We start from the raw sequence: 26,450 nt of genomic DNA, 5'->3' as shown, positions 1-26,450 counted from the left end.
CAATACTCTTAATGAAGAAGCAATAATTCCCTTAATGTAATCTATAATAATAAAAATTAGACTTGAATGGTTGGTTTTCGGGTTCGACTGTTTTTTCCAGGCATTGTGAAAATGAAATTAGTGAGAGTCTCCGATTACAACTCCCATTTCGGATTTCAGGAGGGGCCCTATTGCTGCCACGATTCCGGGTCCGTCGGTTTTTTCACGGCATACGACGGCATGCTCAAGCAGCCCAAGGCGCTCGATTTCGTAAATATCCCTGCCGTGCCCTGTTTTTTTTACTGCACTTTTTATTTCCGAACGGGTGGCGGCATTAATGATAACCCTGTCAGTACTTGCTTTTTTCCAGCCCCACCATAGGTCAAGCTGTTTTTTGGTGAAACGGGCTTTTATTTCTTTGTTAGCCTCAATTACCTCAACTTCAACCGGCAGGTGAGGGATCATACCGAACCTTGATGCAAGCTGTTTTGGCTTTCCGCTTCCCAGAGCTTTAAGTTCCTCTGCTTCAATGTTCACAGGGATGCCAATGTTGACCATAAATGCATCCTCCGTAAAAGCCTGAAGAAAACCCAGGTACACTTTCCCCAGCTCGGCTTTGTTTGCAGGACTTCCGTATCTGGATTTCAGGAGATTTGCCGATACCTCTTCATCTTCCCCCTCAAGGGTAAACTCTGCCCAGTTTTCCGTGGTAATGGATACCTCAACCTTTACTTCAAGTTCTTTCAATTCATTCTCAACCAGGCTTTTCAGGAGTTCAGCCATTCTGTCCCGTTTTTTTCCATAAATATGCTGGAGGGTCACAACTTTTTCCATTTTCTCCCTGTCCTTTTCTCTCTACCTAGGTCTGCCGTATTAAGTATTTTCTGGTTTTGGACTCTTAAGATAAGTCTCAAGGAGTCTTTCAGTCTTTTCCAGAGCCGAAACCACTGCTTCGTCAACAGGGCTTTCAGCCTTCTCAATCTGGCTGTGCAGTTTCTTGACGTCCCGGCTGTAAGGGCCAAGCTTTCTGGAAACCATCTCTTTACTCTGCCCCTGCTCAACTGCTTCCCTGTGAATGCTCTCGATCTTATTTCTAAGGTTCCGGATCTTTTCAAGGATCTCAACACTTAGAGGATCAAGCTCTTTTGTTTTCTCAATTTCGGTTTCTTTTCCCGGTTCCTCGGACTCTTTGCCTTCATCTGCTTCGCCTTTCCCGTCCGGTCCCTCTTCTCCTGTTTTTTTGCTTTCTTCGCTTGCAGGAGATTCTGCTGCAATTATGTTCCGGAACTCTTCAAGGGCGGTTTCTACTTCCTTTCCGTACTCCGTAAGTTCGACAAACTTTATCCGTCCTTCAAATGTGAATCTTATAAGTCCGGACTGTTCCATCTTCGAAAGAATTCTCGTGGTGTGGGCAAAGGTCGAGTCTATCTCCTTTGAAATAACCGAAGCATAGGTTTTTCCCATCGAACCTATAAACAGCAATGCAAGAGTAGGTTTCTCCTGCAAAAACAGCTTTTCTGCATCATCGTCGGACATGATATCACATTGAGTTTTTTTAACGGATTATTTACGGATCTGAGCTCAGGCGTTTATTATTCTTTTATAGTTTATATAATATTTGAACAGGTTTCTGCCTCCGGGCTTTAAAGGAATGTTCGCTTCAGCCGGAAAGTGCCTGGATTATTTTCTTTATTTCAGCAATGGGAGCATCTGTCCTGAACGAAGTCCCGCTGAAATGAGTCCTTGAAGCTTCAAACCCGCCGGCTTTAAGGGCCTCGATCAGAGTCTCGATCCCTGTCGCAGAAGCCCCCAGTTCCTTACAGATCACGTGCTGGTCATAGAACATGGGGATGTCAAGTTCGTCCCTGCAGAACGTAATTATTTTTTTTGCTTTCTCTTTCGTGTTCAGAGGGTGCGCCTCAAGCTCGGAAAGCACCTCATTGCAGAACTTCGGTTCTCTGAAGGGCCCGAGCCACAGGGGACCTGCAATCTTTGTCAGGGCCCCGCAGGCAGGACATTCCTTCTCAATATGTACGGCAAGCCCGTAGACAGGGCCCCTGAATCCGCATTTTGGGCAGTAGATGCTGAATCCCATGGACTTCAGGGCCCTGTCTGCATGTTTGGTCCCTGGAAGCACTTCAAGGTAGCTGCGGACATAGTGCCGCGTGACATGGGAAAGCAGAGGAAGCATCCCTTTTTCGTGTTTTGCACATTCTCTGGCACAGGCTCCGAGGAGGACCCTTAAGCCCATCTCACTGTGATATTCCGTGTTCAGAGGTACGGCTGCGTACTTTCTGATCCCCGAGTTCAAATGGGCTCCACAGAGGGGAGCAGTATCTGTTGCAGTAACCGAGAGCATGCCCTGCGCCGCAGTTGCGGCTGCATCGAGGTAAGGCGCAGGGGTCCCGAACGGGTCGACATCCACGATATGGAATTTCTGCTCATGAAGCAGCACATTTGCATTCTTGCGTGTAGCCTGGGCTTTTTCCTCAAGCCCGTTAATCTTTATATTTTCCTTTATCAGTTCAAACGCTTCAGGGTTCCAGTCATTCATGGTCGAATGTATTCCTACTTCCCCTGCAATCCTGAGACCCCGGATTCCTGATGCTGAAAAGGCGTCTACGTAGCGGACCTCCTCTCTCTTCAAGTCTTTCCTCGAAAGAAGCCTCTTCACAAATGCTGCAGTTGCTGCAACATTGATATCCCGGTTCAGCTCCATCTCCGGGTTATAGAACACCGGCGCTGCCGAGGGAGGGAAATTTACATCCGGAGGCGGGATCGGAACCGAGATCTTTGTTGTCCCTTCCACTATAGTTCTACAGATCATCTAAAGTTGCTATACTTTGTGATATTATTTTACCGTGATGGTCATTTGCATGTTCGGATACCCGTTTGCGCTGAAACTGTAGCTTCCGTTTTCAACGAACGTGTAGTTCAGGGTATTTCCGTATCCAAGCTGTTGATCCTCAAAAAGCCCTTCCTCGCTATTCAGGGTAAAAACATTGGATTCATCGAAATTTCTCCATACAACTGTGTCCCCTGCATTTACCTCCAGCTCGGAGGGGATAAAGAGATAATTCTTGAGTCTTACAAGGTAAATTTCCGGCTCGGTTTCCGTAGGCTGCACTGTCCCTACTTCTTCCTCTCCATCAGTCACGTTTTCGGTTTGTTCCTCTTCAATTCCATCCTCAAGACCCGGAGTCAGTGTTTCACCGGGAGTTTCGTCCTCTTTAACCGTTTCCGTTTCTTGTGGCGTCTCCGCTTCCTCTAATGTTTCCGTTTCTTCCGGTGTTTCCGTTTCTTCCGGTGTTTCCGTTTCTTCCGGTGTTATTGCCTCTTGTGGTGTCTCCACTCCTGTTGGTAGCTGTGTTCCTCCTGAAGTGCCACCCGAACCGCCGGAATCCCCCAGGGCTTCTTCTTGCTCCTGACCTCCACCCCACCAGTTCAGGTAGGCAAACGCTAACACTGCCAAGACTACGAGGAGCAGAATGAGTTTTTTTATCACTATTATTTCCCCCCTGTGTAAGTTTTCCTTTTTTACTCCCAATCCAATATAATCCTCATTAAATAATAATACTTTCTTATATTAAGCCTTATTTTAAAAAATAGTTTGTTTGTAGGCGATTTTGCCATTTCTGACCTGAAAAACTACTTTCTGGAAAAATGGTTAACTAACTTATTGACCAGCTTATTGACCAGCTTATTGGCTGTTTATTGGCTGTTTATTGGCTGGCTCATTGCCTCATGATCCTGTTTCTTCAGGGGGAGATGTAAAAAGGGTTCAGAAATAGAAATGAGGGAGCAAAGTCCAGAAGCTAAAAAAAGTAAATTTACTGGAAAGTTTTGCAGCCTTTCCAGATAAAGCAGTACACCTTTTTGCTATCCTATCAGTCCCTTCAGAAAGCTTCTTCGGGGGCTGCTTCAGAATTAACTCACAGTTATACTGACATCCATTTTAGGTTGCCCGACGACGGTAAAGTTGTAAACTCCTGTTTCGTTGAAGGTATAGGGAAAGGAACGCCTGTACACAAGGCTCTCGTTTTCAAAGAGACCCTGTTCGCTGACAAGGGTAAAGACTCTCCTCGGACTGTCCTGATAGTTTATCCAGGCAACCGTTTCCCCCTGTTTAATGTCCAGGCTTGTGGGATATGCTCTGTAGCTAACAAGCCTTACGAGATAGGGAGTTGTCCTTATATTGGATGTGTTAATAGTCGGTCCTTCTTCTGTTTCATTTTCTACCGGAGTTACTTCTTCCGTTTCATTTTCCTCCGGGGTTTCAACTTCTTCCTCGGTCTCCGTTACTTCCGGGGTTTCGGTTTCTTCTGGAGTTGAAACCTCCTCCGGGGTTACGGTTTCTTCAGGTGTCACATTTTCTTCCGGGGAGGTTTGTTCATTTCCAGCGCATCCCGAGAATAAAACTGCGCTTAAAACTAGAAGCAGAACAATGATTTTTGCTTTCATTTTATTCCCCACGATCTCTTTTGGTTATGGAATTAGAAATCTGTAGAATTAATTCTAAGTTCCGTACAGTTTTTTTGATATTTTACTTTAAAATCTCTAAATCTTTCGAATATTAATTCTTTACTCTTGTTTATTTAATATCTAATGTTATTTAATCTTAAGTTCCTACTTTAATGGACTTTTCAAGCTTTCAGCTTTGCATGTACATTCAAGTACATATAAATATATTTTTGTATTTTTCTTTTATACTGCCTGTTTTCAAGGCAAAATTCTTTATGAAATCTAAGTGCTTTGCTTGCATATAAAGATATTTTAGACTTCTTCGGTCATAATTCCAGCCAGATAAAACAGTTCTTACCTTAAGAAGTTCTTTATTACTCAAACAATCTGCACAATATATTTAGATAGTTTTTTATATATTGATGTAAAAAAGTAAAATTATCCTAAAAAATATCCAAAAAAATATCTAAAAAAATATCTAAAAAAATATCTAAAAAATTGTTCCCTTCTGAAAAAACAGGTCTCTTTTTTCCTTAGCCAGATTAGCTTCCGTTTGCTAACTCCCCTGCAAGGGGACGTATTTGCTTTTCTTATTTCCTCTTAATTTACTATCACAATGAGTTCGGCGTCAGGAATCTCCTCCAGCTTAAAATTGTAGTCTCCGGCTTTGTCAAAGGTGTATGAAAAGCTTTTTCCATAAGCAATTACCTGGTCATCGAAAAGTCCCTCTTCGCTCACCAGCGTGAATGATTGTTTAGGCCTGTTAAGGTTTTTCCAGACCAGAGTTTCTCCGTTTTTAAGCTCAAGAGTCTCCGGATAAAAGAGAGATCTGCGGATCAATACCGAATTTTCGGCACCCTGTATTTGTTCTGTCTTTGGCGTGGGAGTTACTTTCTCAGTAGGGGCGGGAGTTACCTACCTCTTCTTCCTCCTCTGGCTCGGTTCCCTCCTCTTTTATCTGACCGGTTTCTTTTTCCGGGAGCGGAGCTCCTGCAGTTTCCCTGGATTCCCCCACCACAACTGTACCTTTCAGGGCTGGTTCTCCTTCAACGCTGAAGCAAAGATTCCGGTTTCATTGAATGTATAATCAAAAGTTCGGCCATAACCAAGGGAAAAATCTCCCCACCGTTTGTCCTTGTTTACAAGGACAAAGGTTCTTTTTGGCTTGCTCAGGTTGCGCCATATAACTTATCATACTGGTTTATTTCTGTAGTTTCAGGACTGAAAGCGTTATTCATAAGGACAATATAATCGTCTGAGATTCATATTTATTTTCTTCAGAGACTCTGCTCTGGTTCGTCTCTTTGATTTCGGTAGTTTCCCCCTGAGATAGGGCTATAGTTGTCAAGCCCGCAAGCAGGATAAAAACAAAAACTGCCAGTATCCTGAGTTTAAAACTTTTATTGGCTGCCATCTCTCCCCCAAATCTATTATGCTAACGGATGATGTCCGCAACTATTAATATAGACAGCGTTTTATATTTATGTTACTCGATATTCTTTATTTTGAAAAGATAAGACTCCTATCCTGATATGAAGGTGCTTTAATACTCCTTATTCTCTCATTTTGCTTCCTCTTACCGGATGTTCCATAAAAGCAGAGCAATGGTTCCGGTTAATGCAATGATTCCGAATGCGCTTCTGGAAAGGGAAAAAAGGTTTTCAGAACCTGATATCCTTGAAAGCAGAATTTTATTTACAGTACTTACGAGGCTTGCGAGCACTGCAGTGTTTGCTGCGACTTCGTAGGAGATATTTCCGCTTACGGCAAGGAGGGTTACGGAGACTATCACTCCTGAGCTGCTGACAAGCGCTCCGAGGGCGGTTATGTATATGCCGGCAGTCCCTGCAAAATCATAGGCATAGTTTCCTATGATGAGAATAAGGGTAAAAGCGATACCGAATTTGAACGCTTGGCCGAGTGAGAAAGGAGACTGGATCTTAAGCTCGCCTCCGCCTATCGGGCAGAACTGCTTACTGTGCCTGAGAACTATTGCTATGGAAACAATAATAAGTACAAGCTGGGGAGGGAGCATAAGCAGGGTTATTTTTCCCGTCGGGTCAACTATAAAGGCCAGTATAAGGTTTCGAATGAGCATGGAAACATTGCAGAGCAGAATACCCGTAAGGACGGGATAGGTCATTTCCTCTGCCTTTTTTGATAGTCCAGCGAGGGCTCCTGTGGTCGCTTCACTGTTAATAAAGCCTCCGAGGAAGCCCGAATAACAGAGGCCACGTTTTGCCCCGAACTTTCTCAGGAGGATATAACTTAAAAAACTGATAAGGGAAACAAGAATCACGATCAGAATCGCAGACCTGAGGTTTACAAGCCCGAAGAATTTTTTTTCCGGCATAACAGGATAAAGTATGAAAGCGACAGCCAGAAACTGTACGGCATTGAAAAGTTCTTCTTTTGTCAGGCTTCCTGCAAACTGGTGAAGAGGCTGTTTCTGGATCAGGAGGAAAGCTACAACTATTGAAGAGACAATAGCAAACATGCCATAGTCATAGCCAACAAGGACTCCCATCACGAAAATAAAGAAGAGGGCGATAGGACTTGTAACCCCTATCCGCCTGTAGAGGAATATCTTGGAGTAGGTAATTATGGAACAGATAGCTGCAAAGAAAAGCGTGGCTACGTACACGAAACCGGGACCAATCGATTCGCTTGCAAGAGCAACCAGCATGCCTGTTATGCAGGTTATGCTGTAACTCCTGACCCCTGCAAAAATCTCGTGTTCCAGACCTCTGTGTTCCCTTTCCACACCCACCATGATCCCTATCAAAAAGGCAATGGCAAGTTTTGTCAGGAATTCCACAAAAACCGGATCAAAACCGAACTCGCTAATTACGTCCGTAGCTCAACCTCTTATATTTTTTCACTGTATCTCTTATCCTGAAGTATCTCTTATCCTGAAGTATCTCTTATCCCGAAGTATCTCTTATCCTGAAGCATCTCTTATCCTGAAGCATCTCTTATCCTGAATGAACATGTCTAATTGAAATTTTATCGTTTAAAGTCTATCTAATTTTCCTGAATGAACATGTCTAATTGAAATTTTATCGTTTAAAGTCTATCTAATTTTCCTGAATGAACATGTCTAATTGAAATTTTATCGGTTAAAATCTATCTAATTTATGTGAACATGTCTAATTGAGATCTTATCGTTTAAAGTCTATCTAATTTATATCTGGCTGATTAAAGCCCTTTCAGTTGAATTTTTTCCTGATTAAAGCCGGTTTCATTGACACCCCTGTTGATCAAAGTCTGGCCAGAACCTATTTCAGACTTCCACGAATTCAACTTCAATGGGTTTGTTTCCAGTTTCTTCAATTTCTATAAGGGCACATGAGCCTTTGCAGGCTTCTCCGGGATTCACGACAACGGTTTTTCCGACCTTTTCGCTGCCTTTTGCTTCATGGATGTGCCCGCAGACGATCAGGTCAACCCTGTCCAGGAATTTCTGGATGGCTTTGCTGCCCACGTGCCCGAAAGGCAGTTCATCCCTTGCTCCGAGGGGAGGAGCGTGAGTCAGGAGCACTATTGTCCCGCATTCTCCAGAGTTTTCGGCGGAACAGACCATTCCTTCAAGGGCGTTTTCGATTTCTTCCTCGGAAAGCTCAAACGGGGTGTTAAAAGGTGTGGGGTTTGAGCCTCCAAGCCCGATAAACCGGATTTTTCCAATCTGTTCGGCTTTTCCATGAAGATTTACGGCTTTTGAATTTTCAAGGGCTTCAAGGATGGTCTTCTGGTCGCAGTTCCCGGGAATTGCTAGCACGGGCTTATCAAACATCTCAGCCAATTCATCCACCTGCTCATCGGGTCCGAAATTGGTAATGTCTCCGACCACCACGGCAAGGTCGAAGTCCCCGGCTTTTTCTATGATCTGTTTCATCTTCGAGTAGTCCCCATGGGGGTCGGAAATTGCGAGTATCTTCATCCGTATCCCATCCTTAATGATTTTTTAATTCTTTTATCGTTTACTTATGTTTTTTTAATTCTTTTGTCGTCTAATTATGATTTTATTAATCCGCTGATCATCTAAGTATGATTTTTTAATTCTGGCCTGAATTCTTATATACAATCTCTTTTACACTTTATGTTATGTGTTTTTCTGTGAACATGCACACATCTTTTATATCCCTTACGTAATATACTGCCGCATGCGTGACATCGTTATCATAGGGCATAAAGCAAAGACGAGCGGCGATTTTTCTTTAAACGACCTTCCGGGGTCTGCAGGAAGAATGGATATACTCTGCCGCTGCGTAAGTTCTGCCCTTTTTCTCTCTTTCGGAATGCGTAGGGATGTAAACGTTCACCTGCTCCTTCTGGGAGAACCTGAACCTGGAAAAATTATCCGGTTCGAAGGCCTCCACCTGAGGTACCTGAATCCGGACGAAAGAAGCAGCGGGTCACTGATCCAGAAAGCCCTTCAGAAAACTGTAACCGAAAAGGATATCCGGTCAACTCCGGGAGTCTGGGTCCGAAACGGGGATTTAAATACCCTGCTGGCCTCTTTTGAGGGAAGGACCCTGTTCTACCTTCGGGAAGATGGCGAGGATATCCGGGGGCTTGACAGGGAAATCCGGGACCCTGTCTTTATCCTGGGCGACCACATGGGCGTTACGGAAGAAGAGGAAAAACAGCTCCTTGAAGCCGGAGCAAAAATTATTTCTGTTGGACCCATTTCTCTTCACTCCAACCACTGCATAACCCTTCTCCACAATGAACTGGACAGGGCTGAAGCGGAAAGAGGGGAAATTCCTGGAGGGGAAAAATTAAGGGCTGGGGAATAAGCTGCGGTTTTTTTCAGATTTTAATCCAAAAAGTTATATCCTACTTCCCTGTATCAGGATAGAAACTTATCCGTAGAAACTTATCCGGATGCGCTTTTTTAGAGTACATGCTTCAGTTTGCGCATCTCCCTCAATTTAATCTTTAATATTATCTCTAATCCAATCTACCAATTTATCTAATATGTCAGCACTATCTCCCAATATCAGCTTCCAACTTATCTTTCAATCTCAACCCTAAACTCTAAATTACCCTCAATCACTCTAAATTTATTCTCAGCTACTCCAAATTAATCTCAATTATTCACTCCCAGGTCTATTTTCCGAATAAAGAGCTTAGAGAAAGTGAAACCAAATGGATGTACTTGAAATTTCAAAAAAGATTCTGCACGAAGGCCCTATCTGTGACCACTGTCTGGGCCGTCAGTTTGCAAAATTATCTACAGGCCTCAGCAACAGAGAGCGCGGGAAGGCGATGAAACTCGCGCTCGCCCTTGAAGGGGACCGCATTTACAAAAGTGAAAACGACGACTCCCTCTTAAGGGAACTTACCCCATGCAGTGCTCTTGCAAGAAAAACCCTCAGGATCGAGGGAGAAGACGAGCAGTGCTGGGTCTGCCTTGACCAGTTCAAAAAACTGGACGATTGGGCGTCTGAGGCGGCAAAGGCTCTCGAAGGGCTTGAGTACTCCACCTTCCTTGTCGGAACGAAAGTCAGCGGGCTTCTGAGTGAAAACGAAGAGATGCTCTGGGCTGAGGCAGGGACTGCCTATGCCGAACAGTTGAAAACCGAGCTTAATCGGGAAGTAGGCAAGCGGATCGCAGAAAAGGTTGACAAGGAAGTGGACTTTGGAAACCCGGATATTGTGATTACCCTCGACCTTGCAACACACAAGTTCGAGCTCCAGGTCCGTTCGGTATATGTTTACGGGCGCTACCTCAAAAAAGTCCGCGGAATACCCCAGACCCGCTGGCCCTGCAGGAAATGCAAGGGCAAGGGCTGCGAAAGCTGCGGATTTACAGGCAAGCAGTATCAGGAGTCCGTAGACGAGCTTATCAAAGGACCAGTAGTCGAAGCATTCGAGGCTATTGACACGGCTTTCCACGGCTCGGGCAGGGAAGATATCGATGCCCTGATGCTTGGAAGCGGCAGGCCTTTTGTGGTGGAAGCAAAGGCTCCAGTAAGGCGCAGTACTGACCTTGAAGCGCTTGCTGCCCGAATTAACGAAAGTGCCGCAGGAAAAGTTGAGGTAAAGGATCTTCACTTTGTCGAAAAAGGCATGATTGAGACTCTCAAGAGCTCCAAGGCGGATAAAACTTATAAGCTTAAAGTTACATTTAAAGAGCCTGTTTCAGAGGAAAAGCTTAAATCCTGCCTCGAGTCTTTGAGTGGCAAGGAGATTGCCCAGCAGACTCCAAAGCGTGTGGTCCACAGGCGGGCAGATCTTGTCCGGAAAAGGTATGTGCACAGCATCACGCTTGACGAGCTGAAAGATGACGAAAACGCCTACATAACTGTGAACTGTGAAGGCGGGCTTTATGTCAAGGAGCTGATTTCCGGAGACGAAGGCAGGACAAATCCGAGCCTTACAGGGCTTTTAGGATACCAGGCACTTGTGGAAGACCTCGATGTGGTCAACGTCGAAATTTAAGCTCCGGGCATCTGAATCTAATCTGAATCTAATCTGAATAAACCAAATCGATCCAATCTAAATCAATCTGGATTTCATCTGAATCAGTTTCATTGGCCGATCGGGACACAGGGAATGAGTGGCTTAATGAACGGTTCATTTAAATAATATCCATCTTATTTAGAGGGAAATCAATTATTGAATAGAAAATTTATTAAAGAGATTTATCGAGCATTCTAACGGAGGAACATGCGATGACAAATTCCCACGGTGAAAAACGCTGCACAAGGTACAAATTACAGAAGACGGTTCGCGAAAGAGGAATTTCCCCTGTAAGCAGGGCAATTCAGGAATTCGAAGAAGGACAGATGGTCCACATTGATATCGACCCGAGTGTCCAGAAAGGTATGCCAAATCCAAAATTCCAGGGCTCTACCGGAAAAGTTATCGGACAGCGCGGTCGCTCATATGTACTGGAAGTCCGCAGCGGAAACGCAATGAAGGAAGTCTTTTCCCTTCCGCAGCACCTGAAGCCGCAGAAGTACTGATTCTGGGCAGTTAGGTTTTTACAACCTAATCTCCCTTTTCTTCCGAAATTTAAGGTATTCAGGCCTCCGACCGAAGGTTTGAAACCTTCCGGGAATTCCGGCAAATAACAGCCTGAGTAGCGCTGTTAAAGGGTTGGATGCAACAGAACTGGTGTCTCTTAAAAAACCTGCTAAAAGGGCACACTTAAGGGGGATCCGGAATAACTGCTTTTTGAAAATTAGTCTCTTATCCCGGTAAAGGAACATCTATAATTATATATCATTTGTAAAACATATAGCTGAAATAGCTCAGGATATCGTTATTCAATACAGCTCCGGCTTATTGGGTGCATGCCGGGTACTGAAAGGCAGAAAATGCTTGCAGCAGGAATTAGGGTTCGCAATTAAGTATCGAGTACAGGTTGTTCTATAAGGAAGCAAAACTACCTGAAATATTTAGTTAGAAGAGTGTATTCCAATGATAGTTAAGGAAGTCCTCAATGAAGAGTTATTGACATTGGCCGAGGTCAAGGATATACTTTCCAGGATCGCTGACGAGCGCAGAGAGCAGGGAATTGAGGTAGCATACAGCTTTAGAAAAGCCCTGCATCATGCGGAACAGTTCTCTAAAATCAACGGAGAAAAGTCAAGAGAACTTGTTAATAAATTACTTGAGCTTGAAAAAATGAAGCCTGTTATTGCGGTCCGGATCGCAGATATCCTGCCTCAATCCAGAGACGAACTCAGGTCAATTTACGCTAAGGAAAAGTACACCCTGAGTAATGAAGAGCTGGATCAAATTCTTGACTATGTATTTGAAGCTATGGAATAATTAAAAAGTAAAGGGGATAAGCTATATAGCAGTTTATCTTGTTATTTATGAGGGAAGTATCCGAAATCTGGCTAGAGTACTTTAAAGTATCAAGAAAGTACCGTGGCCTGCAAAATTAAGGACAGAGGCTTCTCCGGTTCTCTAAATTCCCGAGAATGCCGGGATACAGGTCAGTCTCCAGTTTCCGAAAACTGGTGTTCGGGGAATAGTTCGACAGGCCTGGTAGCTGGGGAAAAGTCTGAAACAGACCGGAGAAAGAAGCTGAGCATATCTATGTGAGAAATCCCCGGCTGGAGCATACCCTGGACATAGATCAGATCTTAATAGGGTTTCATATTTATCTACAGGATGGGTGCTGATGAAAGTAGAGAAGTCGCAATCAGGTAGACCGTACACTGGCAGATCATCTGCCGAAAGACCTTCTTCTGGCGGCAGGCGGCCGACAGGTAAACCGCAATCTGAAAGGCATTCAGAAAGAGCTCCGCGCTCATCCGGAAAAGGCATGGAAGGTTCACAGGACAGGGAGGAATATGTATGGGTGCTCGATTATCTTCCCTATGGAAAATCCGTTGACGGCACTTCAGCGTACCAGAAAAAGCCTCTTGTGCAGGCCGTAGGGGATAAGAAGTTCACTCTTATGGAACTGGTCCCCAAAGTCGGCGTAATCCCTGATATCCAGTCAAGAGTCTATATCGGGCCCGGAGACAGGGATGAAATAGATCATGTGAAGCAGAGGATAGGGTATATTGACCTGACTACCGGAGCAAACCTGGAATTGCCCTTCATTCTCGAAGCCGTCGTCAGGCACAAAGAAGAAAGGTTCGTAAAGTTCTTCAACGATGCCCATTCCATCACAACCCGCCTGCATATGCTTGAACTTCTTCCGGGGATAGGGAAAAAACTCATGTGGTCTATCATTGACGAGCGCAAGAAAGGGGAATTTAAGAGCTTTCAGGATATCCGCGAGAGAATCCCGAGCCTTCACGACCCTGCGAAAGTCATCGCCCACAGGATCGAAGAAGAACTCAAGGACGATTTCATCAAGTACAGGCTGTTCACCACTCCCCCTCGCCGCCAGGGCCCGAGCGATAGGTGAACCTTTTCCTTTCTTTTTTCAATCCCATTTCCGGCCATCTGACTTCCGAAGGCTCAACCTTTGAGAATTTATCCAGGTGCCCTGGGGGTTTATTGAAGTATTTTTAGTATTTATCCAAGCTTTTTGGGAATTTATCAAGTAGTTTGAGTATTTATCAAGATTTTGAGAATTTATCAAGTATTTAAGAATTTATCAAGTATTTAAGAATTTATCAAGTATTTTGGCTATTTATCCAAATATTATCTATTAAAAACGCTTAATCCACTCAGGAGGTTTCAGCCCTGGTTCGTTCTATTCTTAACAAGTACAATATAAAAGGAGGCACCTTTGACCAGCACTTCCTCATCGATATCGGCTACCTGGACCGGATCGTTGTCGCTGCTGAACTGAGTCCGCAGGACACGATTCTTGAAATTGGCGCCGGAATAGGAAACCTTACCGAAAGGCTTGCAAGGCGAGCAAAAAAGGTAATTGCAGTCGAGCTTGACCCTGCCCTTGTTTCAGTCCTCCATGACCGCTTCGATAAGGTCGAAAATATAGAGGTTATCGCAGGCGATGCCCTTAAAGTGGATTTTCCCGAGTTTGACAAGGTTGTCTCAAACCTCCCATATTCCATCTCCTCGGAAATCACCTTCAAACTCCTGCGCTACAAATTCAAGCTCGGAATCCTGATGTACCAGTACGAGTTTGCAGCCCGCATGGTCTCTCCTCCGGGCCGTAAGGATTACTCCCGCCTGACGGTTGATACCTACTACTTTGCCGATGCGTCAATCCTCATGAAAGTCCCCAAAGGTGCCTTCCAGCCAGCCCCTGAGGTCGATTCTGCAGTGGTTAAGCTGGTTCCACGCCCCTCTCCGTTCGAAGTCCGGGACGAAGCCTTTTTTCTGGAATTTGTAGCTGCAGTCTTCAGCCAGCGCCGGAAAAAGCTGAGGAACTCTATCCTGAACACAAACAGCATGCTCAAAATTCCGGATATCAAAGAGGTCGTTAACCAGCTCCCCGACGACTTCGTGAACAAAAGGGCTGAAAACCTGACTCCTGAAGAGCTTGCCAGTGTTGCAAACATGCTTTTTGACCTCAAATCCCGATAAGCCATGGTTGAAATAGAATACAAAAATACCCGGGTTAAACTCGGAGCCTCAGACCTTGTCTACGAGCCTGCGGAAGACTCCTTCCTGCTTGCGGACGCAGCCCTTGAAGAGGCAAAGCCGGGCATGCGCGTCCTTGAAATCGGGGCAGGCTCGGGTTTCGTCTCAGCCGTGCTCAGGGCAAATGTTGAGGACATCCGCATATTTGCAACCGAGATCAATCCTCATGCCGCTCGCTGTGCAAAAGCAAACGGGATTGAGGTAATCCGCACCGACCTTTTCAGGGGTCTGAAACCGGGAAGTTCGAAAACTTCCTTTGACCTCATCCTCTTCAACCCGCCCTACCTCCCCACTTCCGAAGAAGAGAAAGTCCCGGGCTGGCTAAATTATGCTTTTGACGGCGGAGCCAGCGGGCGGGAAACCCTTGACCGGTTTTTGGACGAGGTCAGAAACTACCTGAAACCAGGAGGAAAAATTCTGGTGCTGATTTCTTCAATTACCGGGCTTGAAGCAGTGAAAGAAAGGATGGAGAGATTGGGATTCGAGGTTGGTGTTGTTCGAAGAAAAAAGGTTTCATTTGAGGAATTGATGGTGGTCAGAGGGAAAATCGAGTAATCTTCCCCTGATCCGGCAAGCTATTTTTATCTTTACATTATTGGAATGCCTCCCTGCTGACTTGCTGGCTCCCTGCTAAAAGAAATTGTATGAGTGGGGAAGAACGACCCGGTATAGCAAATATAGTTTTTAACCAGGGAAATTCGGACTGTACGCTACTCTAATCATATATAGAACAAAACCCAATAGTATAAGCATTATGAGCCTCACAAACAGGGAAAACCCCAGTTACCCAAAATTCATCGTAGGCATAGAACCGCCGGCCGGAAGGGCCGAAAAGGCTCTCTGGTTCATTTTCCGGGGGCGTAATATTCTTATCAAAGTCAGGAAAAATCCCGGTGCTATTCCGAAGCTTGTGGATTTCGAGGAGCTAGGGCTTCCCGCGATAAGGGAACAGTACCTTGGTATGCTTGAGGGAACACACTGCTACTCTGTGGAGCTGCCTGCAGATACGAAGGCTCCGGAGGGGATGGAGTTTGTTGACCTCAGAAAGGCACATTCGGAGATCAGTGAAGGGTGCTTTGAACTTGTAAATAAGGCAGTGCAGGTGATGGAGTGGGACAGGACAAACCAGTTCTGCAGCCGCTGCGGAACAAAGACCGTGCAGAAGCCGGGAGAGAGGGGAAAAGAATGCCCTGCCTGCGGAGAACTTTTCTATCCCAGGATCTCACCTGCTATAATCGTGCTTATCAGAAAGGGTCATGAGGTTTTGCTTGCAAGGTCCCCGAATTTCCCTCCCGACGTCTACAGCCTGATAGCCGGCTTTGTCGAGCCCGGAGAAACAGCTGAGGCAGCAGTTTCCAGAGAAGTCTGGGAAGAAGTCGGGCTCAAAGTAAAAAACATAACTTACTTCGGAACGCAGGCCTGGCCTTTTCCGAATTCCCTCATGATCGGCTTTACCGCAGAATACGATTCCGGGGACATTCGGCCTGACGGGTTTGAAATTGAGGACGCAAAATGGTTTTCGGTAGAAGAGCTGCCTGCTCTACCCGGGAAGATCAGCATTTCGCGAAAACTGATCGACCATTACCTCAAAGATGAAGGGATGGAAGTTTAAAACGGATTCATGCTTGATTCAGAGTTTTATTCATCTTTGTGATTATCCATCAGAATCGATGCACTAGTACCTTGACAATTTAATTATAAAACATAATATTTGGACATCTTCTCATTAGCAATTTTCTTTGTGAACTTCCAGTTTATTTTCTTTTTATCTTCATTTCTTCTCCTGGTCCAAGCATCCACTTCATTCGTAAGCATTCCAATGTCACCTATTCGCCTATCAGTACATTCTTCATCCATCACACTAATCTCTATTTCGGCTGCATTGAGCCAACTTGCATGTTTTGGCGTGTAATGAAATTCTATCTTTTCCAGAATCTTTTCAGCTTCATCTTCGCTGAATGTTTCATAGAATGATTTCTCTTTGCGGATATTGAGATTATCTGTAACTACCCGGACTACTTCAGTTTCTGAATATTCATCGATGACAAGAAGTTTCATGAATCGTGCAAAATCTGTCATTGTTCTTCTTTGAGTAACTTGAATGACCCTTTTTCCTGCTTTGAATTCTACAGCTATGAATATGTTTGCCACTCCATTCCTGGTGTACTCATAATCATACTTCTCTGGACTTCCAGGCTTCATTGGAATGGGCTTTCGCTTATCTTCGATAAGTTGTATGGGTTTCTCATCGAGACAGATAATAGGTCTTTTCGGGTCGTAATCTTCTTCGTACAGGTCAAGAACGTCGTACATTCTCTTTCTGTATTCAGAATTAATCGTTTCAATGCACCACATTTTTTTCAGTCAGGGTTTAATTTTATTCTTTTTCAAAATAAGTCTGATAGTTTCTTTGTTTATCGTTTCAAAGCCTTCTTTTTTTCTCAATTCCTCACAGAGCAGTGCAAGCAACCATCTCTTTCTTCCTTCAGGAGGCTTGGTGCATGTTAAAGCTACTATTTCTGCAGTATGCCTTTCATTATATTTTTTAGGTTGACCTGATCTTGGCTTATCTACCAAAGCACTTTGTAGACCTTCTTCAAGATATCTTTTCCTTATCCTTAAAGCGGTGCTCCTACCAACACCTAACGTTTTTGCAATCTCGGTGTCTCCTTTTCCCTGATTTGCCAGTAGTAGAATACGTGCTCTGGTAATTGATCTTGCACTTTTCAGTCCTTTTTTTATAAAGTTTGTAAGGAATTTCACTTCATTATTGTTAAGATTAATATTTAACATAAGATATAAAAAGAACTCAAAGTATATAAGTGACTCACAACTAAGCTGTCAAGGTACTAGTATGGCTATTCACGAAGAAGAGATTTCCAAAGGTCAAATTAATTTTGTTCGTGAAACTGCACCTGATTTAATTGCGATCTTGAAAGAAATCACCGTATGAATGGATATCCTAACATTTTATAGACCTAATAGATGAACTTGGAATTAATCCAGATATCGTTAGTAAGGGCAACTCTAACAATAGAGCAGGGGAAACAATCCATGTAAGAACCCTATATTTCTTAGCAAAACAATTTCCTTTTTGAACATTATCATAACCTAAGTGTCTAAAACTCCGTATGTGATGAGATTAGTTCAGAGTTCAACATACCCATACCTGATAAAGAAATTTTATACTAATTCGTTTTTCAAGAGTTACATATTATTTTAATATTATCAGCGTATAATACAAGCGCATGCCCCCAGAGTCGCACAGGGAAGAAGACATCTTCGAATCCCAGTTTATAGACAGATACCTCAGCGAATACGCGAGTGTTTCGTCAATCGTACGTGAGGCACTACCTTTCGAACTTCTGGCGACTGTTGGAGGGGTCATTGCAGGGATCATTTTTTCAGGAATGACCAGCGAACTTGAGATGATTCCCGGCCTGATTGTTATTTATCCGGGCGTGCTCGGACTGCGCGGAAACATTTCCTCGACCCTTGGCTCAAGGCTCGGCAGTGCAATCCACATGGGGCTTATCACTGACATCGACAGGAACAACCCTGAGCTGACAAATAATATTTCAGGGTCCCTACTCCTGGGTTTTATTATGGCGATCTTGCTAGGGTTTTTGGGGCATTTTGTCACCCTTGCCCTGGGTTTTGAAAGTGCGGGGGCCTTTAAACTTATCCTCATTTGTGTGATTTCCGCCCTTACTTCCGGAGTAATCCTCTCTTTTGTTGCGGTCCTGCTTGCCATAGGCATGTTCAGGTTCGGCTTTGACCCCGATAATGTTGTTACGCCTTCGATTGCAACTATCGGGGATATAGTTTCCATGTTCATGCTTTTCCTCTCGGCAAAACTGGTGGTGATGCTTTGAGAAAAGCCAGTAAGCAGACCAGCTATTACACCGTACAGGGAATTGTCAAGCGCGGGCTTCCCGTGCTTTCGATTACCTGCGTAATAGGCATCATTGTAGGGCAGGTCCTTAACACCAGAGAAAATAGCCTGCTTTCCATGCCTGCAATCCTTATTCTTATCCCGGCCCTGATCAAGATCGGAGGGGACACTGGCAGCATGCTCGGGGCCAGACTCTCCTCAGCTTTCCATATGGGGCTTGGAGACCGGATTTACAGGAACCCTGTCGTACACAACAGCGTTATTGCTGCCTCAATAGTGGGCTTTGTTTCTTCGATTTCTGTAAGTGTGCTGGTCTTCCTTGCAAGCCATTTTATGGGCATTGGCATGCCTTTCCTCACCCTACTGGAAATCAGCCTTATTGCAGTTGTTATAGAACTTTTAGTTGTATACTCTGCAACGGTTGCCATTGCTTTTGCATCTCACCGCTTCGGGATAGATCCTGACGATACGGTTATACCTTTAATAGCAAGTCTTGGAGACCTTGTTGGGGTTATGGGAATCTTCATGGCCCTGCATTTGCTGGAGATTATATAAATGGGATGTGACTTAACAGTAACACTTCTATTCAGGACATTTTTATTTAATTTGTCAAGCTGTCTAATTGGAATAATTCGAAAATTAATAATTACTATGAGGTATATACCTCATACACCAACAATAAGGTAGAGTTGATACAGAGACCATGTTCCCTAAAGAATTCAGATACAGTCCAAGGAATCTTATAGACCTTTTGACTGAGATGAAGGATACTTCCGAACTCATGGTAGACCTGGCGTATTCTGCAATGGTCTATGATGATGAGGACATCGCAGAAGAGGTGCTTAATCTTGAAGATAAAATGGATACCCTCGACTATCATATGAAGATGGCTGCAATGTTAAGCACCCGCAGAGTTGATGAGGCTGAAGAACTCCTGGGAGTTCTGAAGGTTGCTGCCTCCTCGGAAAATATATCAAATGCAGCAGGCGACATTGCCAAGATCGTTCTTATGAATATGGGCATCCCTATGGAGCTGAAGGTAGCCCTCAGGGAAGCAGAAGAAACTATTGTCAGGGCAACCGTTGCTGCAGAATCCGTAATGGCCGGGCGTACCCTTGGGGACCTCGAGCTTGATATCGAGACCGGGATGTGGGTAATTGCAATCCGCAGAAGTGAAGACTGGATTTATGACCCTGACAAGGAAACCCGAATCCGCCAGGGGGATGTGCTGATCGCCAGAGGGCACGACGAAGGAGTTCCACTCTTCTTTGAAATGGCAACGACAAGGAAGTTTATCCCGAGGGAAATCGAGCATGATAAGGGCTTAAAGGACCTTGAACATGCGGTGGACATAATCGTGGACATGAAAAACATGTCCGAGCTCTCGATAGGGCTTGCGTACTCTGCTATCCTTTTCGATAATGAAGATATCGCATATGAGGTCAGTGCCCTTGAGTCCGAAATGGATTCCATGAAGTACGAACTCCAGCACTGGGTACTTGAAACTGCAAAACACGTTGAAGACGTAAACACCCTCAGGGGAATCCTGCACCTTGCCAGCGCCTCGGAAGCAATTTCAGACGCCGCCTACGGGATTGCAGATACCGTCCTCAGGGACATCGAACTCCATCCGATCATTACCCTTGCCGTGCGGAACTCCGAGGAAGTTATCACAAGGCTCCAGGTCGAGAAATGCTCTCCAATCGTTGGCAAGACCTTCTCGGAACTGAAACTTGAAACCGAAACCGGACTGCATGTAATGGCGATCAAAAGAGCTGAACGCTGGGTTTATGCCCCCAAAGGCAACACCGTTGTCCAGGCAGGAGACATGCTTATTGCCCGCGGTTCAAGAATAGGAGAAGGGGCACTCATAGAGATGTGCGAATGCAAGTTACGCCAGTAAATATACACTCTTTGAGCCACTCTGGTTGCGTTTCCCGAGTTTCGCTGCCCGAGTTTCTCTGCCCGAGTTTCGCTTCGGGAGCACGAAGTCCTTTTCGCTCGCTTCGCTCTCTCAAGAGGACTAATTTATGGGTTTCTATTTTATGGGTTATAGCAGTAAGCTTGGCTCAAGAAGATTGAACTGCAAATAATAGTTACCAAACAAGGCAGAACTAAATTCTGTCTAGAAAATAGCCGTTTTGATTCTCTTTTTTATTTATTCGTCTCTGATTTTTTTCTGTTTTGTCCTGAAATAATTTCGCTTTGAAACTTTTTTCCTCTTGTCCATGTTTTCACCACCCAAACAATCTCACTCCTATTCTGAACTTTGCCTCAACTGGTAATCTATTCCAGAATGCTTCCTGTGGCGATTCTAACTGTTCAAGTTTCAAAGCTCCATGTGGCCTCTTGTTATACCACTGTACGAATTCTTCAAATGATTCAAACTCTCCTCTAAACCTTTGATATGTATCGAACCATTTCTCTATTTTTCCGTTTGTCTGAGGATGTCTTACCCTTGCAAGTATTGGTTTGATTCCAAGTTCTTCAATGCATCTTTTAAAGTCACTATCCCATGAACCATCCTTATTAATCCTGTGAGCCCCGAATTCACTTCCATGATCCATAATGAGCTCTCTTAAAGGGTATATGTCCCAGTACTCTTTGACAAGTTCATCAATCACTTTAATGGTGTTCTCCGTGTTGCAATGAACGTACTCTCCACCTGCAATTATCATTCTTGATGAATCATCAAGAATGGCACAGACTTGCAGTCCTAACAGGGGATTCTCATGCCAATCGATGTGTGCAGCAGACATGCTGTGTTCGCGTTCGTATCTACACCATTTTCTTCTCTGTTTCTTTTTTCGGTTTTCCTTGGCAAGGTCCATGCTAAGTAGGTAGTTATGGATTCTGTTATGAGATATCTTACGATTATATTTGCCTTCGATGAGAATCTCAAGGTAACAGGCTCCAAACTTATAATCAGAGTAAGTTTGGTCAATCAATTCCTGATCAGAGGAGGATAAGGGGTTCTTTGGTCTTCCAAGATTAATGCCAACTTGAGGAAGCTGACCAGTTTCAACGTATTCTTTGTAGATCTGCTGAACTCGACGGGCTGAGATCCCCTGGATCTCAGCTATCGTCGAGGTAGATTCACCTTTCGATTTTTGAGCAATGATCCAACGTATCTTTTTTCCATTAAGTTTCACAAAAGATAAGGGATTACAACCGACATATTTAGCGCGAAATAATTTCGGGATAAAACATCTCTGATTTTTTTCTTCTTCGTTTTTTTATTTTATTTCTGATTTTTATACCTCGGATTACAATTACTCTTTGGAGTTTGATATGGTACTTGTTGGATTTTCGAGAAATAAGGATACCCTTGAATCCATCAGGACAGCTGTGGAACTTGCAGGTGGGCTTGGGATCAGGGAAGGGGAAACTGTATTGATTCGGCCGAACGCAAATACTGCAGACCCGGCCCCGGGTTCGACAAACCCGGAGGTTTTGAGGGGCGCTATCAGGGAAGTTAAAAAATACAATCCCGGAAAAATAATTGTAGCTGAGAAGTCGATGAGTTCGCTGGATACGGAAGAAGTGCTCAAAAAGTTGGGGCTCTGGCAGGCTGCGGAGGCTGAGGGAGTCGATGAAATCCTGACATTTGACCACATGAAACGCGAACATGTGGAGCCTGGGAAGGCTTTCTCGTGGCCGCAAGGGTTTGATGTGCCTGAGTTTCTGAAGTCGATAGATTATACGATTGCTCTTCCGGTAATCAAGACTCACTGGACTGCAACCTTTACTATGGGACTTAAATCCCAGATCAGCATAACCTCAGACAGGGACAGGAGACAGCTACCTCACGGGCAGGGGATGGATACACTCTTCGGACATATGATTGCCGAATCCAACCTCGTATATAAGCCTGATTTCTACATCTCGGATGCTACTAAGTGTTTTGTGACCAACGGCCCGAATGTAGGGACCCTGAGGGAACCTGGAATTGCCCTGGCGAGCACGGATGTGATTGCAAACGATGTTGCAGGCCTTGCCCTCCTGAAAACCCTGGGCACGGTTCCCAAGATCCAGATAAAATCGGTCTGGGCTCAGCCGCAGATCAGAAGGGCTATTGAACTGGGACTGGGTGTGGGCAGCAAAGCAGAGATCACGGTTAAAAGCTCCGGGATAGAAGAAATAAATGAGATTATTGCTAACCTTGCCTGAACTGCCCTTTGCCTTGCAGCCTTAATGGAAAAGGTGCTTGCGCCTTTAATGGATCAGTTCATAGGTTTCAGTCCAATAGGTTTCAGTCCAATAGATTTCAGTGCCTATTATTCAATGGCTATGCAGTTATGCTCACATATCACCAAAATTTATTTATTTTCGACAGCCCCATAATAATTGGGGTATTTCTATGAATTGCGAAATATGTGGAGCAGAAAGCGACGCAAGATATTGCGACGAATGTGGCAAAATAATGAACGATGTTATAAGACGCGTAGGTGAAGCTCGTTGGGCAGCAATTGACGACTGTGCTTTTATCTATCCGCTCGTAAGGCGCGTAGGTAAAGGAGAGGCTACGGTTAACGATATAATTCAGGCTCTTGAAGTTGAAGATTGAAGAATCTGCCTTTCAAAGCTTTGTCCAACAGTCAACGACTTTACAGAAGGGATCCTGAGCTACATTAATTTTTTAAACCTGAGTTTTCAGGTTCCAAAGGTGTTAATACCGGGACGCAGCTCGGGAACCCAACAAAGTAAAGTGCATAAACTTTTAAAGAAGTAAGGTCCGGTAAATTTAAGTCCTTTTTAAGAAGCTTTTTAAAGGTCTAGGCTTAAGTCCGGGTTTCGAATTTGTTCAGACTGCGGGATTTCAGTTTATGTTTTTTAAGTTGAGCTCTGATATAAAATCCTTAAGGTTATATCTCTTTAGCTTTAATATTATAGTGTTAGTAATTTTCTCTGAGTGCAGGGACTGGTGCTGTACATGAACAGAAAAGACGGAGCAGTTTTCTTAGTGTTCCTGCTCGCAGGAGTGCTCCTGATTTCGGGATGTGTTAAAAATGAACGGGCTGAAACCCCTGCAGATGAACAGTCAGAAACTTCCAATACCGGCAAAGGGGATGAGAATATGGATATTCAGATTATAAAAGTTTTTAGCAGCGCGTTTGAATCAAACGGTACTATCCCCCGGAAATACACATGCAATGGGGAGAATATAAATCCACCTCTGGAATTCACTGATATTCCTGAAGGAACTGAAAGTCTGGTGCTGATTATGGACGACCCTGATGCTCCCATGAATCCGTTTACTCACTGGATCGTCTGGAATATCGAGCCGGTGGCGAAAATAGAGGAGGATAGTATCCCTGGAATAGAAGGAATAAATAACTTCAGAGAGATCGGCTATGGCGGCCCCTGCCCTCCCTCGGGCACGCACAGATTTTTCTTCAGGGTTTATGCGCTGGACAGGCAGCTTGAGCTCAAGGCGGGAGCAGGAAGAAAAGAGCTTGAAAGCGAAATGATAGGGCATATCATTGCCGAAGGAGAACTGATGGGGAAATACGGTGAAACCTGATCAGAAAAAGATACCTAGCAGAGAAAAAGATCCTACCCGGGATTCTATCCTGAATACAATATACCGTTATTATGCGGACTGCCTTATTATATATTAAAATATATCCGGGCCATAAAGCAGACCTGAATCCTGTGATCATGATCTAGACCCGGTTTCCTTGAAAATCGAGGGGGGAAGATAATGGAAGGAAATGAAAAAGCTGAACAGAAAAACGCAACATCCGAAGAGAGTACGGACATATTTGAAAACCCCGGAGAAGGCCTGGAAAAAGCGACCTTTGCTGCAGGCTGTTTCTGGGGAATTGAAGAGGCTTTCCGGCAGGTAAAAGGCGTGGTCGCAACTGCGGTTGGCTACAGCGGAGGACACTTTGAAAAGCCTACTTACGAGCAGGTCTGTACCCTTGACACAGGGCATGCAGAAGCCGTAAGGGTTATTTTTGACCCGAAAGTCGTTTCGTATAAGAATTTGCTTGATGTTTTCTGGAAGATCCATGACCCGACAACAAAGAACAGGCAGGGCCCAGATGTCGGAAAGCAGTACCGCTCCGTGATTTTTTACCACAACGAAGAGCAAAAAGCTGCTGCTCTCGCCTCAAAAGAAGAACTTGAGAAGGCAGGAGTTTTCAAAAATCCCATTGTGACCGAGATTGTGCCGGTTTCTGAGTTCTATATGGCAGAAGACTATCACCAGCAGTACTTTGAAAAAAAAGGATTTTTACAGAATATACTCAGGAGCTTTAAAAAGTAAGTGCTGGAGACAGGTAATAGGGACGAAAAAAATCTGATCCAGAGCCGCAAGTCAGTATAGCAAAACTGCAGCCCGAAGTACATACCATATAAAAAGATTAATTTAGAGGGATTCTCAAAGTAGTTCCGATGGAAAACGCGGTCTCCATAAGGGAACTATCAAAAGTTTTCGGGAAAACTCCTGTCCTGAAAGCCCTTGACCTTGACCTTAAAAAAGGTGAGTTTGCGGTTATTTTTGGCCCCAACGGGGCTGGAAAGACCACTCTTTTGAAGTTGATCTCAACCCTGCTCGAACCTACCGGAGGTTCTGTTTTCGTATCCGGCTTTAACGTAAGCGAGGAACCGGAAAAGGTCCGCAAAGAAGTAGGAATGCTTTCCCACGATTCCTATCTCTACGGAGAACTTACTGCAAGAGAAAACCTGCATTTTTTCGGAAAAATGTATGGAATCGAGAGTCAGGAACTCGAAAAGAGAATTTCACAGCTTTTAACTGATGCGGGGCTTCTAACAAAAGCGAACGAAAGGGTCAGCACCTTTTCAAGAGGCATGAAACAGCGGCTTTCCATTGCAAGGGCTCTGCTTCACAGGCCTTCCCTCCTTCTTCTGGACGAACCCTACACAGGGCTTGATCCCGGAGCCTCCCTTGTTTTTGAAAATCTCCTCAAAAGCTCTGAATTCCAGGGGAGCACAAAATTAATGGTTTCCCACAATCTTGAGCGGGGCTTTGCCCTCTGTGACAGACTCCTTATCCTCGATAAAGGAAAATTTGTATATGATGAGTCTAAGGAAGATTTCTCATGTTTTGAGGACTTCAGGGAAAAATGCGGTCCCATGCTCACATGAACCCAAAAGTTAAGAAAACACCACCGTAAGTAAATGCAAAAACTGAAAAATAAAGGTATAAAAGTAAATATTGAAATCAGGATAGAACTTATTGAAACCTGGAAGAACTTATTGAAACCTGGAAGAACTTATTGAAATCAGAATAAAATTTGTCAGAATAAGGATAGAACTTATAAAATCAGACCTGAGCTTATTGAAATCAGATAGTGAGATATTGAAATAAAATAAGACTAACAGATAACGTGAAAAAAGGAGTTTTAGAAATGATCCGGAGCTTTTATATCGCTGCAAAAGACCTTAAAGCCGAGTTCCGGACAAAACAGATGCTTAACTCGATGTTCATTTACTCGCTTCTGGTGCTTGTGGTCTTCAGCATTTCTTTTGGGGATTTTCTCGGGGATAGCTCAAAGGTTGAAAAACTTGCCCCCGGAGTTCTCTGGATTGCTTTCACCTTTGCGGGAATGCTCGGGCTTTCCAGAACCTTTGTAATGGAAACTGAAAACGGTTGTCTTGAAGCCCTTATGCTCTGCCCTGTGGATCGGGGTGCGATTTATACCGGAAAAATCCTCTCCAACCTTGCGATTGTATTTCTTATGGAAGCCGTAACCCTGCCCTTCTTCATCATCCTGTTCAATTACAACCTTGGAAAAGGAACCCTGCTCCTGCTCCTGCTCATCCTCTTCCTCGGGACTTTCGGGTTTATTGCTGTCGGGACTTTGCTTTCAGCCCTTACCCTCGGAACCCGGACAAGAGAACTTCTCCTGCCGGTCATTCTCCTGCCGGTCCTCCTACCGGTCCTGATCCCTGCGGTGGAAGCAACTGCCGGAGTTCTTGCCGGGAACAGCATAGGAAATTTGCTGCCTGAGATCAGGTTGCTCGCGGTTTATGACCTTGTATTCTTTGTAATCTCACATCTGGTCTTTGAATATGTAGTTTCGGACTGAGGGTTAAACGAGGTTTCTCGGAGAAGAAA

General features: G+C 44.4%; 28 protein-coding genes and 1 pseudogene. 17 read left to right on the top strand and 12 right to left on the bottom strand.

What is annotated here, in order from left to right:
* Nucleotides 1-117: 117 nt before the first annotated feature.
* The 10 genes from MA_RS07560 to MA_RS07520 form a co-directional block, all read right to left on the bottom strand.
* A complete protein-coding gene (locus MA_RS07560) occupies nucleotides 118-813 on the bottom strand; it encodes a DUF2110 family protein (RefSeq protein ID WP_011021471.1) in 696 nt (231 codons plus the stop codon).
* 39 nt (nucleotides 814-852) lie between these two features.
* Complete coding sequence (locus tag MA_RS07555; RefSeq protein WP_011021470.1) at nucleotides 853-1,515, bottom strand: MarR family winged helix-turn-helix transcriptional regulator; 663 nt, start codon at nucleotides 1,513-1,515, stop codon at nucleotides 853-855.
* 124 nt (nucleotides 1,516-1,639) lie between these two features.
* The gene (locus MA_RS07550; protein WP_011021469.1) at nucleotides 1,640-2,806 is read right to left on the bottom strand and encodes a tRNA (guanine(10)-N(2))-dimethyltransferase; all 1,167 of its coding nucleotides are present in this window, start codon (nucleotides 2,804-2,806) and stop codon (nucleotides 1,640-1,642) included.
* 24 nt (nucleotides 2,807-2,830) lie between these two features.
* Nucleotides 2,831-3,484 carry a cell surface lipoprotein gene (locus MA_RS07545; protein ID WP_226990790.1) on the bottom strand — a complete coding sequence of 218 codons (654 nt, stop codon included), beginning with the start codon at nucleotides 3,482-3,484 and terminating at the stop codon, nucleotides 2,831-2,833.
* A gap of 422 nt (nucleotides 3,485-3,906) precedes the next feature.
* Nucleotides 3,907-4,440 (bottom strand): hypothetical protein, encoded by a 534-nt coding sequence (locus MA_RS07540; RefSeq protein WP_048065126.1) that lies wholly within the window; start codon nucleotides 4,438-4,440, stop codon nucleotides 3,907-3,909.
* A gap of 600 nt (nucleotides 4,441-5,040) precedes the next feature.
* Complete coding sequence (locus tag MA_RS07535; protein WP_011021466.1) at nucleotides 5,041-5,280, bottom strand: hypothetical protein; 240 nt, start codon at nucleotides 5,278-5,280, stop codon at nucleotides 5,041-5,043.
* A 55-nt stretch (nucleotides 5,281-5,335) separates the two neighbouring features.
* Entirely contained in the window at nucleotides 5,336-5,458 is a 123-nt protein-coding gene (locus MA_RS29325; RefSeq protein WP_281085276.1) for a hypothetical protein, read from the bottom strand.
* Between the two features lie 216 nt (nucleotides 5,459-5,674).
* Nucleotides 5,675-5,854 carry a hypothetical protein gene (locus MA_RS07530; RefSeq protein ID WP_048065125.1) on the bottom strand — a complete coding sequence of 60 codons (180 nt, stop codon included), beginning with the start codon at nucleotides 5,852-5,854 and terminating at the stop codon, nucleotides 5,675-5,677.
* A gap of 162 nt (nucleotides 5,855-6,016) precedes the next feature.
* Nucleotides 6,017-7,258 (bottom strand): MgtC/SapB family protein, encoded by a 1,242-nt coding sequence (locus MA_RS07525; RefSeq protein WP_011021464.1) that lies wholly within the window; start codon nucleotides 7,256-7,258, stop codon nucleotides 6,017-6,019.
* A gap of 465 nt (nucleotides 7,259-7,723) precedes the next feature.
* Nucleotides 7,724-8,380, bottom strand: a complete 657-nt coding sequence (locus MA_RS07520) for a metallophosphoesterase (protein ID WP_011021463.1) — start codon at nucleotides 8,378-8,380, stop codon at nucleotides 7,724-7,726.
* Between the two features lie 223 nt (nucleotides 8,381-8,603).
* Here MA_RS07520 and trmY point away from each other — a divergent pair, with 223 nt between their 5' ends.
* From trmY to nudC, 8 genes are all read left to right on the top strand, one after another.
* Entirely contained in the window at nucleotides 8,604-9,239 is a 636-nt protein-coding gene (gene trmY / locus MA_RS07515) for a tRNA (pseudouridine(54)-N(1))-methyltransferase TrmY (RefSeq protein WP_048066221.1), read from the top strand.
* 352 nt (nucleotides 9,240-9,591) lie between these two features.
* Nucleotides 9,592-10,887 carry a tRNA pseudouridine(54/55) synthase Pus10 gene (locus MA_RS07510; RefSeq protein ID WP_011021461.1) on the top strand — a complete coding sequence of 432 codons (1,296 nt, stop codon included), beginning with the start codon at nucleotides 9,592-9,594 and terminating at the stop codon, nucleotides 10,885-10,887.
* Between the two features lie 233 nt (nucleotides 10,888-11,120).
* Nucleotides 11,121-11,414, top strand: coding sequence for a 50S ribosomal protein L21e (locus MA_RS07505; RefSeq protein WP_011021460.1), 294 nt, complete (start codon nucleotides 11,121-11,123; stop codon nucleotides 11,412-11,414).
* A gap of 457 nt (nucleotides 11,415-11,871) precedes the next feature.
* Nucleotides 11,872-12,225, top strand: coding sequence for an RNA polymerase Rpb4 family protein (locus tag MA_RS07500; protein WP_011021458.1), 354 nt, complete (start codon nucleotides 11,872-11,874; stop codon nucleotides 12,223-12,225).
* Between the two features lie 358 nt (nucleotides 12,226-12,583).
* Nucleotides 12,584-13,321 carry a DUF655 domain-containing protein gene (locus MA_RS07495; RefSeq protein WP_048065124.1) on the top strand — a complete coding sequence of 246 codons (738 nt, stop codon included), beginning with the start codon at nucleotides 12,584-12,586 and terminating at the stop codon, nucleotides 13,319-13,321.
* Nucleotides 13,322-13,602: 281 nt separating this feature from the next.
* Entirely contained in the window at nucleotides 13,603-14,412 is an 810-nt protein-coding gene (gene rsmA / locus MA_RS07490; RefSeq protein WP_011021455.1) for a 16S rRNA (adenine(1518)-N(6)/adenine(1519)-N(6))-dimethyltransferase RsmA, read from the top strand.
* 3 nt (nucleotides 14,413-14,415) lie between these two features.
* Nucleotides 14,416-15,024 (top strand): HemK2/MTQ2 family protein methyltransferase, encoded by a 609-nt coding sequence (locus MA_RS07485; protein ID WP_011021454.1) that lies wholly within the window; start codon nucleotides 14,416-14,418, stop codon nucleotides 15,022-15,024.
* A gap of 199 nt (nucleotides 15,025-15,223) precedes the next feature.
* Complete coding sequence (nudC, locus tag MA_RS07480; protein WP_011021453.1) at nucleotides 15,224-16,081, top strand: NAD(+) diphosphatase; 858 nt, start codon at nucleotides 15,224-15,226, stop codon at nucleotides 16,079-16,081.
* An 83-nt stretch (nucleotides 16,082-16,164) separates the two neighbouring features.
* Here nudC and MA_RS25200 read toward each other — a convergent pair.
* Nucleotides 16,165-17,262, bottom strand: a pseudogene (locus tag MA_RS25200) (IS630-like element ISMac17 family transposase).
* A 455-nt stretch (nucleotides 17,263-17,717) separates the two neighbouring features.
* On the opposite strand from MA_RS25200, the gene MA_RS07465 reads away from it, so the two are divergent.
* The 3 genes from MA_RS07465 to MA_RS07455 all read left to right on the top strand — a co-directional run bounded on the left by MA_RS07465 (nucleotide 17,718) and on the right by MA_RS07455 (nucleotide 20,267).
* Nucleotides 17,718-18,344 (top strand): magnesium transporter, encoded by a 627-nt coding sequence (locus MA_RS07465; protein ID WP_011021452.1) that lies wholly within the window; start codon nucleotides 17,718-17,720, stop codon nucleotides 18,342-18,344.
* Nucleotides 18,341-18,919 (top strand): magnesium transporter, encoded by a 579-nt coding sequence (locus MA_RS07460; protein ID WP_011021451.1) that lies wholly within the window; start codon nucleotides 18,341-18,343, stop codon nucleotides 18,917-18,919. The genes MA_RS07465 and MA_RS07460 overlap by 4 nt, the downstream gene beginning before the upstream one ends.
* A 148-nt stretch (nucleotides 18,920-19,067) precedes the next feature.
* The gene (locus MA_RS07455) at nucleotides 19,068-20,267 is read left to right on the top strand and encodes a potassium channel family protein (RefSeq protein WP_011021450.1); all 1,200 of its coding nucleotides are present in this window, start codon (nucleotides 19,068-19,070) and stop codon (nucleotides 20,265-20,267) included.
* A gap of 331 nt (nucleotides 20,268-20,598) precedes the next feature.
* Here MA_RS07455 and MA_RS07450 read toward each other — a convergent pair whose 3' ends face one another.
* Nucleotides 20,599-21,516, bottom strand: coding sequence for an IS481-like element ISMac4 family transposase (locus MA_RS07450; RefSeq protein WP_011020628.1), 918 nt, complete (start codon nucleotides 21,514-21,516; stop codon nucleotides 20,599-20,601).
* A gap of 139 nt (nucleotides 21,517-21,655) precedes the next feature.
* Between MA_RS07450 and MA_RS07445 the strand changes: the two genes are divergently transcribed.
* From MA_RS07445 to MA_RS07420, 6 genes are all read left to right on the top strand, one after another.
* A complete protein-coding gene (locus MA_RS07445; protein ID WP_048065121.1) occupies nucleotides 21,656-22,534 on the top strand; it encodes a DUF362 domain-containing protein in 879 nt (292 codons plus the stop codon).
* A gap of 190 nt (nucleotides 22,535-22,724) precedes the next feature.
* Nucleotides 22,725-22,931, top strand: coding sequence for a hypothetical protein (locus MA_RS07440; RefSeq protein WP_048065120.1), 207 nt, complete (start codon nucleotides 22,725-22,727; stop codon nucleotides 22,929-22,931).
* A 366-nt stretch (nucleotides 22,932-23,297) separates the two neighbouring features.
* Nucleotides 23,298-23,888 (top strand): YbhB/YbcL family Raf kinase inhibitor-like protein, encoded by a 591-nt coding sequence (locus tag MA_RS07435; protein WP_048065119.1) that lies wholly within the window; start codon nucleotides 23,298-23,300, stop codon nucleotides 23,886-23,888.
* A gap of 180 nt (nucleotides 23,889-24,068) precedes the next feature.
* The gene (msrA, locus tag MA_RS07430) at nucleotides 24,069-24,635 is read left to right on the top strand and encodes a peptide-methionine (S)-S-oxide reductase MsrA (protein WP_011021447.1); all 567 of its coding nucleotides are present in this window, start codon (nucleotides 24,069-24,071) and stop codon (nucleotides 24,633-24,635) included.
* A 128-nt stretch (nucleotides 24,636-24,763) separates the two neighbouring features.
* Entirely contained in the window at nucleotides 24,764-25,477 is a 714-nt protein-coding gene (locus tag MA_RS07425; RefSeq protein WP_011021446.1) for an ABC transporter ATP-binding protein, read from the top strand.
* A gap of 263 nt (nucleotides 25,478-25,740) precedes the next feature.
* On the top strand, nucleotides 25,741-26,421 hold the full coding sequence (locus MA_RS07420) for a heme exporter protein CcmB (protein ID WP_048065118.1): 681 nt from the start codon (nucleotides 25,741-25,743) through the stop codon (nucleotides 26,419-26,421).
* Nucleotides 26,422-26,450 lie beyond the last annotated feature (29 nt).

Origin of the sequence: Methanosarcina acetivorans C2A, assembly GCF_000007345.1 — an archaeon.
In the GTDB taxonomy this organism is placed as follows: Archaea; Halobacteriota; Methanosarcinia; order Methanosarcinales; family Methanosarcinaceae; genus Methanosarcina; species Methanosarcina acetivorans.
Note: the sequence above shows the minus strand (reverse complement) of the source record. Positions and strands in the feature narration are given on the sequence as shown.